The organism is Pedobacter yulinensis (assembly GCF_003029735.1).
Taxonomy (GTDB): domain Bacteria; phylum Bacteroidota; class Bacteroidia; order Sphingobacteriales; family Sphingobacteriaceae; genus Pedobacter; species Pedobacter yulinensis.
Window position 1 is genome coordinate 1,519,444 of record NZ_KZ686268.1, and the last position, 14,724, is coordinate 1,534,167.

At 52.8% G+C, this 14,724-nt stretch carries 9 protein-coding genes; 7 read left to right on the forward strand and 2 right to left on the reverse strand.

Features of this window, described 5'->3' with window-relative positions; translation table 11 throughout:
- Nucleotides 1–9 precede the first annotated feature (9 nt).
- Nucleotides 10–1,035, forward strand: a complete 1,026-nt coding sequence (locus C7T94_RS06730; RefSeq protein ID WP_107214496.1) for a FecR family protein — start codon at nucleotides 10–12, stop codon at nucleotides 1,033–1,035.
- Nucleotides 1,032–3,725 carry a TonB-dependent receptor gene (locus C7T94_RS06735; RefSeq protein WP_107214497.1) on the forward strand — a complete coding sequence of 898 codons (2,694 nt, stop codon included), beginning with the start codon at nucleotides 1,032–1,034 and terminating at the stop codon, nucleotides 3,723–3,725. The genes C7T94_RS06730 and C7T94_RS06735 overlap by 4 nt, the downstream gene beginning before the upstream one ends.
- 46 nt (nucleotides 3,726–3,771) lie before the next feature.
- Here C7T94_RS06735 and pdxR read toward each other — a convergent pair whose 3' ends face one another.
- Nucleotides 3,772–5,304 (reverse strand): MocR-like pyridoxine biosynthesis transcription factor PdxR, encoded by a 1,533-nt coding sequence (pdxR, locus tag C7T94_RS06740; RefSeq protein WP_162618580.1) that lies wholly within the window; start codon nucleotides 5,302–5,304, stop codon nucleotides 3,772–3,774.
- Between the two features lie 88 nt (nucleotides 5,305–5,392).
- Here pdxR and C7T94_RS06745 point away from each other — a divergent pair, with 88 nt between their 5' ends.
- The 5 genes from C7T94_RS06745 (at nucleotide 5,393) to C7T94_RS06770 (ending at nucleotide 13,993) form a co-directional block, all read left to right on the forward strand.
- Nucleotides 5,393–6,286: an ATP-grasp domain-containing protein gene (locus C7T94_RS06745; RefSeq protein ID WP_107214499.1), complete on the forward strand. Its 894-nt coding sequence runs from the start codon at nucleotides 5,393–5,395 to the stop codon at nucleotides 6,284–6,286.
- A gap of 367 nt (nucleotides 6,287–6,653) precedes the next feature.
- Nucleotides 6,654–9,764 (forward strand): SusC/RagA family TonB-linked outer membrane protein, encoded by a 3,111-nt coding sequence (locus C7T94_RS06755; protein ID WP_107214501.1) that lies wholly within the window; start codon nucleotides 6,654–6,656, stop codon nucleotides 9,762–9,764.
- Nucleotides 9,765–9,769: 5 nt separating this feature from the next.
- The gene (locus tag C7T94_RS06760; protein ID WP_107214502.1) at nucleotides 9,770–11,269 is read left to right on the forward strand and encodes a RagB/SusD family nutrient uptake outer membrane protein; all 1,500 of its coding nucleotides are present in this window, start codon (nucleotides 9,770–9,772) and stop codon (nucleotides 11,267–11,269) included.
- Nucleotides 11,270–11,273: 4 nt separating this feature from the next.
- Nucleotides 11,274–12,689 carry an arylsulfatase gene (locus C7T94_RS06765; RefSeq protein WP_204353221.1) on the forward strand — a complete coding sequence of 472 codons (1,416 nt, stop codon included), beginning with the start codon at nucleotides 11,274–11,276 and terminating at the stop codon, nucleotides 12,687–12,689.
- A gap of 26 nt (nucleotides 12,690–12,715) precedes the next feature.
- Complete coding sequence (locus tag C7T94_RS06770) at nucleotides 12,716–13,993, forward strand: sulfite exporter TauE/SafE family protein (RefSeq protein WP_239494946.1); 1,278 nt, start codon at nucleotides 12,716–12,718, stop codon at nucleotides 13,991–13,993.
- Nucleotides 13,994–14,065: 72 nt separating this feature from the next.
- Here the strand turns inward: C7T94_RS06770 and C7T94_RS06775 are convergent, their stop codons facing one another.
- Nucleotides 14,066–14,662 (reverse strand): GIN domain-containing protein, encoded by a 597-nt coding sequence (locus C7T94_RS06775; RefSeq protein ID WP_162618581.1) that lies wholly within the window; start codon nucleotides 14,660–14,662, stop codon nucleotides 14,066–14,068.
- Between the last annotated feature and the right edge of the window lie 62 nt (nucleotides 14,663–14,724).

Below are 14,724 nucleotides of genomic sequence, written 5' to 3' on the forward strand. Positions count from 1 at the left end.
CTTTTGATCATGAATAAAGAAAAATTTTTACGATTGCTGTCTGAAAAGTTCTCAGGTACGATCAATGCCGACAAGCTCAGGTCTTTTGACCGGGCAGTTGCAGGCAACGGGGAGTATGGAAGGCTTTACAGTCGTTTGTGGCCTTACCTGGGTAGCAGGAGGCATGTGCAGCCACGAAAAGCACAGCTTGACAGGGTATGGGAGCAAATAGAGATGGCAGAAAAACAAGAATTTTCCGGCAAATACGACTATTCGCAGCCGCGCAGCTTACGGGCGGGCTTGTTGATGCTCAGTAAAATTGCAGCGATTCTCTTCCTGAGCGGGGCTGTTTGTTTCTTTGGTTACACATACCTGCACAGCAACGCAGCTCGGCTGCCTGAGCGGGTCGCCGCCGGGAACGAAACTGTAGCCTGCACCCTGGACGATGGCACGCGTGTCTGGCTTAACCGGAACTCGGTCATCCGGTTCAACGATGCCTTTGGAAAAAACAGGCGCGAGATCTCACTTGAGGGAGAAGCCTACTTTGACGTTGTGCACAGCCAGCGAATTCCTTTGGTCGTTCACGCCGGAAGTATCGATATCGAGGTAAAAGGTACCGCCTTTAATGTCAGCTCGTATGGCAACAGTGCTCCGGTGCAGGTGGCGCTCATCCGCGGAAGCGTAAAAGTTACCCATACAAAGGGTGTAAGAGCCGCTGTGCTGCTTAAACCTAACGAGAAGCTGGTTGCGAGCGGCGGGCGCGGGCAGTCTGTATTCAGCGTTAGTGCCCTGAAGCCGGAAGTCCTGCTCAGAGAGATTGGCTGGACTGCAGATACCCTTGTTTTCCATAAAGAAAAGCTTAGGGATCTGGCCGTTCGCCTGGAGAAGAAATACGGAGTGGAGATTCAGATCCGAAGCGAGGAACTGAAGGAAAAACGGTTCAGCGGTACCATCACAACCGAAACCATTCAGCAGGTGCTTGAAGCGTTGAAAGTATCCTATCCCTTGACCTATACCGTCCGCAACAGGCTGGTTATCATCGACGCTTTGCAATGAGAAATTTAGTCTTCATGCTGCTGATCTTCGTCTGCATTCAACTTCAGGCACAAGACCGCAAACTAACCCTTGATCTGCAGAAAAAGCCGTTAAAAATCCTGCTTAAAGAGATCGAACTGCAATGCGGGTATACCTTCGTCTATAGCGATGAGGTCATTTCAGACACGATGATTGTTTCTGTAAGCGCAGTTCGAAAGCCTGTTTCCCAGGTGCTCAATGCCGTTTTGCCTGAACAAATGCTTTTTTACCAACGGCTCTCCGAGCAGATGATCGTGATCGGGAGCAGCCGGCTGCTCCGGGAAACCATGGGTACAGGTAAGTACACCCTTATTTCCGGGCGGGTGGTCAACCAGAGCGGCAGAGCGGCTGTGCCATTCGCCACGATCTCGTTTTTTGAAAACAAAATGCACCTGAGCGGCGCGCTGAGCAATGAACAGGGGACTTTTTCGATTAACCAGAAAATGGAAGCGGGCAGACATTATAGCCTGAAAATATCATCGCTGGGTTACGAGACTGTAATGGTCAATGTGGCCGGTCCAGCTACAGACGCCGGTCAGATAGATCTGGGCGATATCCACCTGGAAGAAAAAGCGAAACGTTTAAAAGATGTAATGGTTAAGGGCGGTCAGCAACTCGTTGAATTGGATGGCTCGAACCTCATCTTCAATGTTTCAAGAAGTATGACCGCACAGGGTACGAACGCGCTTGAGCTGCTGGGCCGGGCGCCGGGCGTGACTGTAAGCGCAGACAATACCATTTCGCTGAACGGCAAGGCTGGTGCCGCGGTGCTGATTGATGGGAAACAGACTTATCTTTCGGGCCGGGAAATTGCAGAGCTGCTCAAATCCATGTCTGCCTCAGACATCCGCTCGGTTGAGATCATCAACAGCCCAGGCCCGAGGTACGACGCATCTGGCACGGCTGGAATTATCAATGTTCGAACGGCAAAGTCTGCTGTGCAGGGCTTTAACGGTTCGCTGACCAGCGGTTTAAGTTATGGTGTTTACCTCAGAAATAACCAGGATCTTAGCCTGAACTACAAAAAAGACAAGCTTAGCATCTTTGGCAATTACAGCCACTTTATCGGCTACTATTCTTATCTGTATGGAGCAGACCGCATGCAGCAGGGCATGTTTTACAACAGCTTTACCGACGATGTGGATAAGCGCAATAAGATGGGAACGCGCCTGGGTGCAGACTTTGCGATTGATCAGAAACACACGGTTGGTGTGCTGCTGAACGGGAATTTTCTGTTTGGCGGCGGCATTACCGATACCCGCACAGCTATTGGCCCGCTGCAAAGCATGACTACCGACCAGGTATTGACGGCAATTAACGATTATTATGCGCAGCAAACACAGCGGTATAATGTCAATGTCAACTACAAATATGAAGACACGGCTGGCAGGGTGATCAATTTTGATGCAGATTATGGCGATTTTACAAAACGTTCGGGCAACCTGCAGTCAAACCGCTACAACTCGGCTGGGGGGCAGGTGCTCAGCGATAACCTGTACCGTTCTGTAAACGGTATTGATATTGGGCTCAGGGCCGTAAAGGTCGATTACACCACCAACTTTGCGAGAGGAAAACTGGAAACCGGCGCCAAATATTCCTCCGTATCGTCCGGAAATGACTCCAGGTTTCTTGAAATTGTTCCTGGCGCCGAGGTGCTTGACCAGACCCGCTCGAATGCGTTTGCTTTCCGGGAGGAAATAAGCAGCCTGTATGTGAATTACAAGCGAAAGCTCGGAAAATGGCAACTGGAGGGCGGGCTGCGCGCTGAGCATTCGAAATCGTTAGGTGAACTGGCCACGATAAGCCCGATTTCGGGGAATGAGCGGTCTACCGGCCGGAAATATACCAACCTTTTTCCCTTTTTCTCCGCGAATCTGAAGTCCTCGGCAGCACACAGTTTTTCGCTCAGTTATTCCAACCGCATCGATCGGCCTGCCTATCAGAACCTTAATCCTTTTATCTATTTGCTGGATGAGCTGTCATTCTGGCAAGGCAACCCCTTTCTCAGGCCGCAGCTCAGTCACCGTGTCCTGCTGCAATATGCGTATAAAAGCGCCACCATTGCGGGGCTCAGTTACACGTACACAGACGACTTCAGTGTCGAGGTAACGGATACCATAGACCGGACGCGGGTGGTCATGGTTCCAAGAAACCTGGGCATTCAGCAGCACCTTGCCTTAACGCTCACGCAAACACTTCGCCCTTATGCCTGGTGGAACATTCTTTTCAACGGAACCGTTTTTGGCATTCACAACGACATCGACTTTGGCGCCGGGCGCAAACTTAACCTGAAGCAGGCCGCCGGACGGTTTAGTTTGCAGCAAACCTTCAAACTCCCGTTTAGGCTCAGTGGAGAGGTTATGGCATTTTATAACTCCCGCCGCCTGTCGGGTGCAAACCAGTTTCCGCGGTCGACCAGCCAGGTTGATCTGGGGCTTCAGCGCAGTTTTATGAAAGACCGGGCCAGCCTGAGGCTGGTGTTCAGCGATATCTACAAGGGCAGCAGGGCCAGATCGACACAAAGTGTTGGCGACTTGTATGTATACAACTACAGCTATTTCGAGACCAGACAGGTTAAACTGAACTTCAGCTACCGCTGGGCAAGGGGCAGTTCGACCGGGCCGAGAAACCGGAGTTCGGCACTCGAAAATGAGAACGGCAGGATCAGGTGATGAAATGGCGCCGGCGCCGGTTTGCAAGGCACCCGCGTAACAATGGTCAGCCTGGTGATCGGACCTGCGCACGTTCTTTTTCGCTTTCCGGCACCAGCGGGTAGAAATCCGAAATCAGCGATTTCAGCTCAAGTACGCCATGTTCCAGTTCCTTTTTTGTAAATCCGCTAAAGCCGAGCACGACGGCGTTACCGGCCGGGCCCAGGCTGTAGCGCTGAAGGCTGTGTAACACCATTCCCTGCGCCTGCGCCTTCGCACTCAGAAATTCGGCATCGAGATCGGGGTGCAGCCAGGCCACCAGGTGCATACCCGCCTCTGCCGGAACAGGTTTGACCAAGCCCGGCAAGTGCCGGCCAAGAAGAGAAACCAGCTCATCCTGGGCTGACTTGTAACGCAGCTTCATTTTTCGGATGTGCCGGCTGAAATGGCCGCCGGCTATGAACTGCGCGGCAATGGCCTGGCTGGCAATATTGCATTGGCCATCTATGGCAGATTTTGCAATGGTGAATGCCCGTGCCAGTTCGCGGTTTGGTAAAACCAGGTACCCCAGGCGCAGGGCCGGGAACAGCACTTTACTCAGGCTTCCGAGGTACACAACGTTGCCGGCCGTATCAAGACCCTGCAGGGCCGGCAGCGGCCGGCTGTTGTACCTGAACTCACTGTCATAATCGTCTTCAATAATCCACATGCCCTGTGCAGCGGCATAGTTGAGAAGCCTGACCCGGGCGTCAAGCGAGAGCGTGCTGCCCAGCGGAAACTGGTGCGAAGGCGTTACATAAGCGAGTTTTGCCCCCGGGTAATGCGCTATGGCGTAGTCCAGGTCCATGCCATGTTCGCCCACGGGAATGGCGCAGGTCTTTCCCCCAAAGCGCTGGATGGCCGATTTTGCTCCGTTGTAACCCGGCTCTTCCATCCAGCAGGCGTCGCCCGGACCAATCAGCAACTCGGCCGCCAGGTGGATGGCTTGCCGGGAACCATGGGTGATCAGGATGTTTTCTGCCTCGCAATGAATGGACCGGCTGATGCGTAAATGGGCGGCCAGCGCCTCCCGTAAAGGCAGGTATCCCTGCGCGTCGTCATAACCCAGGTGCAGGCGGTGAAGGTCACGGTGCACCGCATTCGCCAGCCTGGTCCAGGTATCAAAAGGGAAACTGCTCACCAGGGGTACAGAAATCTGGAAGGGGCGAATTTCTTCCAGGCTGCTCTCATGTCCGCCGAAGGCTTCGTTCAGCCCCAGCGGTCTTTTTATTTGCCGCAGTGCCGGCTCGGGTGGGGGTATGGCTGCGGCAGACCGGCGCGACAGGTTGCGCAGGCCTTCGCTTACAAAAGTTCCCGAACCTGTCTTTCCCGACAGAAAACCCTCGATCAGCAGTTGTTCAAAAACATGCAGGACCGTGTTCCGCGCAATGCCCAGTTCAACCGCCAGGTCGCGGGTAGAGGGAAGCCTGTCGCCGGGCCTGAGCATTCCCCCGAGCAATGCATTGCGCAGTTGGGTATAAAGTTGCCGGCCCAGCGACTGCTGTTTATTTCGCTCCAGCGTGATGAAGGTAAGGAGGATCTGCGGCGGAATCTTGGTCATAAGTGGTTCCTTCTTTTTTATCGTAATGGTTCTTTTGCCCAAGCCAATTTAAAATTATTTTTGGTGGCAACAAAAAGCCTGACAGCCAATGACACCGCGAACAAAACTTGCCCTGATTACATTCCGCCCGCCTGCAGGAACTGTGTACGACACGCTTTTCAGCGAAGATGAACACCTCGCTGCTGTTTTACATCAGAAGGGGTTCGAAGTTTCGCGTGTGGCCTGGGATGCAGAAGGAGCAGATTGGACGGTCTTTGACCTTGCCTTCATTCGTTCGCCCTGGGACTACCACCACCGGTACACTGAATTTATGGAATGGTTGGAACGCATGGAAAAAAGTGGGCTCCCGATGTTTAATCCTTACGCGATGCTGCGCTGGAACAGTGACAAGCACTACCTGCAGCACATTGGCAGTGCCGGGTTGCCGGTCATTCCCTCTGTTTTCCTGGAAAAGGGCACAAGTCCGGATTTGGCTGCCCTGTTTGACAGGCTCGGCTGCGAAAAACTTATCATTAAACCCTGCGTTAGCGGGGGTGCGCGAAATACCAGGGTACTCGAAAGGCCGACGGTCCATACAACTTCCGGCGAGATCAATTCCTGGCTTCGTGCTGAAAGTTACCTTGTACAGCCTTTTATGGAAGAGGTTAAGGAAGGCGAATGGTCGTTTCTGTTTTTTAACGGGCAGTTCAGTCACTCGGTACTTAAGGTTCCGAAATCGGGCGATTTCAGGGTGCAGCATACCCACGGCGGCTCCATTCTCAGGCCAGATCCTGCCCCTGAACACCTGGAACAGGCAGCGGCCTATGTGCAGGCCTTCGCTGCAGGCAGCCTGTATGCCCGGGTTGATGCAATTGCCACAACCAGCGGACTGCAGTTGATGGAACTCGAACTGATCGAACCTTACCTTTTTCTGGAAAATGCATCCGGGTCTGCAGAAGCTTTTGCCGATGCGCTGACCGTGCTGCTTTCAACCACCCGATAGGCCGGCAGATTAGAGTCCGGCCCCGCCAAATCTGAATACCCTACAGGTTAACGAGGCGCAGCATGTTAAACTATTAAATCTACCTATTTTGTAGTTTTAATTTTAGTTTTTACATTTGGCGCATGATAACTCCATTTTACGCGCATTTCAGCAAGCATCCCCCCAACGGTTTCCAGGTAAATTTTTGTCGCCTGCGGCGGCAATCCATTCAGTTCAGATGTGTTATTGAAATTCCTTTGCAGCGGTCTCGCCTGTAAAGAAAAATAAAAAAGGGAAGCCAGGGCTTCCCTGGATTTAAGCATCGTAATCAGGTCTCAGATTGGCGTCGGGCCTGCTTACAAATTACCTGTAAACCCAATTCAAAAATATGCATATTCAGCAAGAAAACCGAGGGGTTTTCATTTCGGCGACCCGGTTACCGGGAAAGATCCGACGAACCTGTATCCTGTTGTTTTCCCTTTTACTCGCCTCGAGACTTCACGGTCAAAACCAGCCTGTCATTCATGCCAACCTGCAGGGGCAGGTTGTCGACATGAAGACAAAAGAACCACTTATTGGCGCTACTGTCCGCATAAAAGGAACGACGAATGGCGCAACAACAGATGTTTCCGGGAAATTTACGCTTGTTACCGGGCAGAAGCTGCCATTTGTCCTGGAAGTAAATTATGTAGGTTATGAACCGGCAGAAGTGCAGGTAGCTGCAAGTCCGGCAGTCATTGCCCTTCGCGAGCTGAACCACAACCTGAACGATGTGGTGGTTGTGGGGTATGGTACGCAAAAAAAGGTAAACCTGACCGGTTCGATAGCTACTGTAGACCAGAAAACACTGGCGAACCGTCCCATTACCAATGCCAGCCAGGCACTTCAGAATGTGCCTGGTGTATTTACCAACCAAACCAAAGGCCGGCCTGGTGCCGATGGCGCGGCCATCCGCATCAGGGGCAGCGGTACACTGAACAACAACAACCCGCTGGTATTGGTCGATGGTATTGAATATCCGCTTGGAGATATTAATCCGAACGACATCGAAAGCATCACTGTATTGAAGGATGCTGCTTCGGCCGCTATTTATGGCAACCGTGCCGCGAATGGGGTTATTCTGGTGAAAACGAAAGGTGGAAAAAAGGGTGTGTTCAGCCTGGACTACAGCTTTTATGCGGGTTCGCAGCGGGCCACGCAATTTCCCGATGCGGTAACGAATACGGTAGATTACATGGAGGGAAAAAACCGGGCACTGGCAAACGAGGGCAAGCCTGCAGAGAGCAGTCTGGCATTAATAGAGGAATTCAGAAATGGGACCGATCCTTTTATTTATCCAAATACCGATTGGTTCAAGCTCATGTTTCGCAGTGCAGCCATCCAGGAACATAACCTGCGCGTGTCGGGAGGCAGCGAGAAAACAACATTCTCGGTTTCCCTGGGGTACCTTGACCAGGACGGAATCATGATCGAGACTTCCGGCAAACGTTACGCATTAAATGCAAACGTTAATGCCGATCTGACAAAAAAATTGCGCATCGGCGCAGGAATTACCGGCAATTTCTGGTACAGCAAAGAAAGCGCTTACAGCGCAGACGATGGGAATGGGGAAGGCGGGCTTATGGGCCTGACTTACCGGGGCCTGCCCTTTCAAACACCCTATGCACAGGATGGCAGTTATGCCGACCAGTGGATCCGTGTGCCTGGCCATAATTTTTTCAGGAATCCGGTCGCTCTATCCAGAGAGGGCTTTAACAAAAAAGACCAGTTCCGTACGCTTGCCAACCTCTTTGGCGAATACCAGTTGCCTTTCAATATCCGGTATAAAACGACCCTTGCCGCTAACCTCATGTACGGCATCAACAAATACAATTACCCCGCCATCAACCTGAAAAACCCGAAGACGGGTGTCGTTACGCCTATTGGTAACACACCGGCACGGGGCGTCAGACAGGCTAGCGAAAATGCCATCAACCTGACCAATTTCCATACGCTAACCTGGGAGCAGCGTTTTGGGCAGCATGCATTGAATGCACTGGCCGGCTTCAGTATGGAACGTTTCAGTGATGCAGATTTCTCTGCTTATAATCAGGGCTACCTGGGCAATGATCTGGAAGAGTTGAATGCCGGCAGCAGCTCGCCGCAAGTGAGCGGTCGTTCGGGACTTTCCAAACTTCAGTCTTACTTCGGCAGGCTCAATTACAATTACCGCGAGCGTTATTTGCTCGAGGCCAATTTCAGGTATGACGGCTCTTCGCGATTTGCACGCGGCCGGCGCTGGGGGTTTTTCCCGTCGTTCTCTGCCGGATGGCGACTCAGCGAGGAAACTTTCCTGAAAGAAACCGGCATTTTTGACAACCTGAAGCTCCGCGCCTCCTATGGCCGGCTGGGTAACCAGAACCTGCCGCTTTTCAGTTATGTAGATGCCATCAGCCTGGGCCAGAATTACAATTTTAATGGTTCGGTCGTAAGCGGCGCGGCCATTACGCAGGTCGCTGATCCGAACATTACCTGGGAAACCACAGACATGACCGACATTGGCCTGGAAGCTGCCTTTTTTAAAGGGCGGTTTCATGTAGAGTTCGACTGGTTCAACAAGGAAACAACAAATATTCTGCGGCAAATCAGCATTCCCGCGCAGGTGGGGAACCTTGCAGGACCGGTGCGCAATATCGGTGCGGTGTCTAACCGGGGTTATGAGGTTACGGCTGGCTGGAAAGATGCCTTTACCAACTTCAGGTATAACATCGAGGCCAACCTGACACAAGTTACAAACCGGGTCACCAACCTGAATGGACAACGGTACTTTGGGAGCAATACGGTGATCCAGGAAGGTTCTGCAATCGATTCTTTTTTCGGGCTTGAAGCTGAAGGCATTTTTCAGTCTGCTGCCGAAGTGGCCGCGCATGCGTTTCAGAACAGCGGTACGCAGGCCGGCGACCTGAAATACCGCGATGTAGATGGCAACGGCGTGGTTGACAACAATGATCGTGTCGTGGTCGGCAACAGCATACCCAGGTTTGTGTACGGCTTTTCAGGCGGTATTGGCTGGAAGGGCTTTGACTTTAGTTTTATTTTCCAGGGTTTGCAGGATGTAGATACCTACCTGACCGGCAACCTGGCACAGCCCTTCAAGAATGGCGCAGGGGTAACCCGCGAGTGGCTTACAGATTCCTGGACCCCGCAGCAGCCGTCGGCCCGGCTTCCGCGTCTGACCACTTCGAACGGTTACCCGCAAAACTTTCAGACCTCGGGCTTCTGGGTTCGCGATGCCTCTTACCTGCGACTGAAAAATGTGCAGCTGGCCTATACTTTTCCGCAGCAGTGGACTGCAAAAGCGGGCATTGCCCAGATCAAAGTGTTTGTTAATGCCCAGAATTACCTGACCATTACGAACTTCGAGTTCAGCGATCCCGAGCGCAACCTGACCCGCGCTGATCTGGTCGAGTATCCAAACGCAAAAACCCTGACCGCGGGGCTGAACCTTTCCCTTAAATAATCACCATGAAAAAATATTTGTACCTGTTTCTGCTACCGCTCCTGCCAGCCTGTAACAATTTTCTCGATGTCACACCGACTGACCGCTTTACGCAGGAGACATACTGGACCACCAAAGAGCAGGCCGAAGCCGCGCTGAATGGCACCTATGCCGCCCTCTACTACAATGTATATGCAGCGGGTTCTGTGTATACCGATGCACTGACACCAAACTCCTACCAGTACAATGGCGACTATAACCTTATTTCGCGCGGCCTGCACAATGCGGCTACCGGTTATTTCAATGAGGCCTGGAACGGATCCTACCGTGGCATTGGACGGGCAAATAACCTGCTGGCCAATATTGCTAAGGTTCCCATGGATGCTGCGCTGAAAGACCGGTTCATCGCCGAAGCAAAATTTTTGCGGGCACTTTTTTACCTGCCGCTCTGGAATAACTTTGGCGGCGCGCCGCTGATTACTGCGGCGACCGATTTCGAGAACCAGGGTTCCCTGCCCAGAAACAAGCCCGAAGAGCTGCTCGCGCAGATCCTCAAAGACCTGGACGAGGCGGCCGCCGGCACGGCACTGCCAGTCAGCTATTCAGGAACCGACAAGGGCCGGGCAACGCGCGGGGCTGCGCTGGCGTTGAAAATGCGCGTATTGCTGTACGCCTCACGTTGGGAAGAAGCGGCGGCAACTGCCCGCCAGGTTATGGACCTAAAGGCCTATACTTTGTTCCCCAACTACCGGGCCCTCTTTTTTCTTGAAAACGAAGGCAATGCCGAAGTTATTTTTGACGTTCAATACCGCTTTCCTGAATTTACGCATTCGCTCGATATCAGTCTGGACCAGCAGCTGGGCTCTGCGCCGCTGCCCGATCTGCTGAACGATTATTATGGAACAGATGGGAAACCGATATCGGAATCTGTCGTTTATAACCCCCAGCGGCCTTATGAGAACCGCGATTCCCGGCTTCAGGCAACGGTGATCGTACCGGGCAGCCAGTTTAAAGGCGCCACGGTTACGCCAATCCAATACCCAAGCACCGGCCTGGGTATGAAAAAATACACGATTTTTAAAGACAACGAGAAACCCGTGGCTGCGCCAACCAGCAATACTTCAGAACTCAATTTCATTCTTTTGCGCTATGCAGACGTATTGCTGAGTTATGCCGAAGCTAAAAACGAGGCCTCAGGGCCGGAACAGAGCGTTTTTGATGCCATCAATGCTGTTCGTGGCCGTGCAGGCATGCCTTCCCTGGCCAGCGGATTAAGCCGCGAACAACTTCGGGCAGAGATCAGGCATGAACGCCGCATCGAGCTGGCCGGCGAAGGGCTGTATTATCATGACCTGCGCCGCTGGCGGAAGGCCGACCAGCTGCTCAACGGCGAGATACGTAACCTGGCCGGCAACCGGATCGATACCCGCCAGTTTAATGCTACGCGCGATTACCTCTGGCCGATACCCTCCATTGCTATTCAAAATAATCCTGCACTTACCCAAAATCCGGGCTACAACAAATAACAACATGAAAATCATCAACATGCTATTTTTCGGCGCGCTTCTGGCCGGGCTGGTACCGGCGGCAGCGCAGAGACCTGCCAAACCGAATATTGTATTCATCGTTGCAGATGATCTTGGTTATGGCAACCTGAGCAGCTACCAGGCTGCATCAAAGACACCCACGCCACATATTGACCGCCTGGCAAAAGAGGGCCTGAAGTTTACCCGCTTTTACTCCGGGAACACCGTATGCGCACCTTCGCGCTGCGCGTTAATGACCGGTAAACACATGGGCCACGCCTGGGTGCGGGGAAATGCCAAGGGCAAAGACGGTCTCGCCGCCCTGCGCAGCCAGGACACGACGCTGGCGCAGCGGCTTCAGGCCGCCGGGTACGCCACCGGCATGTACGGGAAATGGGGACTCGGCGATCAGGACAGCCAGGGTGCGCCGCACCTGAAGGGCTTTGATTCTTTCTTCGGATACCTGGACCAGACGCATGCGCATGACTATTTCACAAAAAGGCTGTACGAGACTGCCGGCGGACAGACCGTCGAGGTCCCTGTCGATTCGGCAAAATATGCCCAGGACCTGATCATGGACAAGGCCCTGAAGTTTATTGGTGATAACCATGAAAAGCCTTTTTTTCTCTATTTGCCCTTAACCCTTCCGCATGCCGAACTTCGGGTAACCGACAGCCTGATGCGGCAGTTTCAAAATGCCGACGGCTCAAGCAAGTTCACGCCTGAAACGCCGTTCGAGGGAAAAAACCATTATGACAGTCAGGCCCAGCCACATGCAGCTTTCGCGGCCATGATACACAGGCTCGATGCTGACGTGGGGCGGGTACTCGACAAGCTTGAGCAACTCGGCCTTGACAAGAATACTTATGTCTTTTTTACCAGTGATAACGGTCCGCACAAAGAAGGCGGCGCAGATCCTGAATTTTTTAACAGTGCGGGCGGCCTGCGGGGTATCAAGCGCGATCTGTACGAGGGCGGTATCCGCGTGCCCCTGCTGGTTCGTGCGCCAGGAAAAATCAAGCCTGGCGGTATCGTCAATCAGCCCTGGGCCTTCTGGGATGTTTTACCGACCTTAACGGCGCTGGCGGGTACGGCTACACCGAAACACATAGATGGCTTGCCTTTTACACCGGTACTGAACGGAAAACCCGCAACCCGGCTGCATGATCACTTTTACTGGCAGTTCAATGAAAACGGACTCAAAGAAGCCATTACGCAAGGCGACTGGAAACTAATCCGTTTCAAGCAGCAGGGAACGCCGGAAATTCTTGAGCTTTACAACATTGCGCAGGACCGGTCTGAAACACGCAATCTGGCCAGGTCGCAGCCCCAGCGGGTTGCGGCACTCCGAAAGCTGATGCTTGCCGCCAAAACGCCGGCTGAAAACCCGAGATTCCGTTGGGATTCGGTAGAAGAATAGCCTGGCTGCAATAATAAACCCACGTAATGAAAACCATTTTAGATATGCCCGTTGTCACGACGACAAGGAACGACCGGATCCTGGTCATCGGCTATGACCAGACCGTTGCCGGCCTGATCAAAGATTTTGGCGATCAGGCCTCTGGAGCCTGGATCGATGTACTGATACAGGACGCACCAGAAGAACTCCGCGAACTCGCGGCTGTAAACGAGACTGTCAAGATCATTCCCTACCCGTACGATTCCTGGATGACCGGCAGGTATGCACTCTTTGTCATTTCAGGTCAGGAAGCCGATGCAGGCCGCATTTTTACAGAAGCCAGCCATGCGGGTAAACTGGTGTTTAGTCCTGAAAGGCCGGCATTCAGCAACATCAGCCTCCCGGTAACCGGATCGACTGAGACAGACCGCATCAGGCCCGAACGCAAATGGCGCAAAATTGCGAACTGGTCGTTATTTGCGCTGGCCTGTATGTTTATCGGGCATGCGCTGTTCAGTTATATCGGTCTGGACCCACTCCTCTACGGCCTTGCAGATGTTTGGGGAAATATGGATTCCACATTTCTCTGGATGCTTGCCGCCGGTTTTTTTGCGCAACTGGTAGACGGAGCATTGGGCATGGGGTACGGCGTCATTTCTACATCGGTGCTACTTACGGCCGGGCTGAACCCGGCTGCCATCAGTGGCAGCATTCACACTGCAGAAATGTTCTCAAGCGGCGCTTCGGGGTACAGCCATTACAAATTCGGGAACGTAAACAAGAAATTGTTCAAACACATGCTGCTGCCCGGGGTGGCCGGAGCGATCCTGGGTGCATTGCTGCTCAGTTGGTTGGGAGAGGCTGAAGCCTGGTTTATCAGGCCGCTGCTGTCGGTGTATACACTCTTTCTCGGTATTCGCATTCTTGTGAACGCTTTCAGAAAGGCACAGAAACCAAAAAAAGTAAAGCACGTCGGCCTGCTCGCCTGGGCGGGCGGCTTCCTGGATTCTTTTGGGGGCGGGGGCTGGGGCCCGCTTGTAACGAGTACCCTGATCTCGAAAGGGCGCAGCCCCAAGTATGTGATCGGCTCGGTCAGCGTAACCGAATTTTTTGTAACCCTGTCAAGTGCGGTCACTTTTTTCATTATGCTGGGCCTGAGCCATATCCAGGCTATTGCAGGACTCATTGTTGGCGGGCTGCTGGCCGCGCCGCTGGCCGCCCGGCTGGTGGGCAAACTGCCGGTGAAAAAGGTTTTCATCGGCGTCGGTGTTATTGTAATCCTGTCCAGCCTGCGTATTCTCTGGAGTGTGCTGGCGAAATGGTAATTTCTGCAAGCAAAAAAAGTGATGCTACAGCATCACTTTTTTCCGGAATACATGCGCAGTGCGGTCGGGTGTTTATCTGGCAGCGACCTTCTCGTTTTCGAGCGGGAGCGGGTAGACGCTGGAGCGCAACGAGTTGAACTTGTCCATGGTAATGCTTGCTACGCGGCCCATGTTCAGGCTGTGGTCTCCGGCAAAGCCGCGAAGTTTCAGCGCTGACTTATTTTGGAGCAGGGTATACAGACCTTCAACATTTGCGCTTACATCGGCCTGCGCGTCATCTTTCAGGATAATCTGTAGAAATTGCATCTTCAGTTCGTCGCGCGTTATGATTTTAGCCTTGCCCGATGCCTCGATGCGGTAAATGTCTTTAACGCTCACTTCAATGCGCTCGGGCTCTGTTTCATTTGATACAATGCGCAGTGCATCACCGCGTTGTGTTATGCGTGCCCGGCAGTTTGCCTCGCCCAGGTATCTGACCGCTTCGGTCTTTCCCTGCACGACAATGATTTCCACATTGCCTTCTGCAATGATTTTTCTCACACCATTCGGATGGTTGGCTTTTCCAATGTTAAGGGGATGTACGGTTGTTGCTGAAGCGGCGAAGGCACCCGAAGTGCACAGGATTGCAGACATGGCGACAGCGAATAAGGTTTTGAATGAGGTTTTCATGATTTTGTATGTTAAAGTTTTCTTGTTCGAGGGTTTTGATGATAAGACGCCGGCTCTGCCCG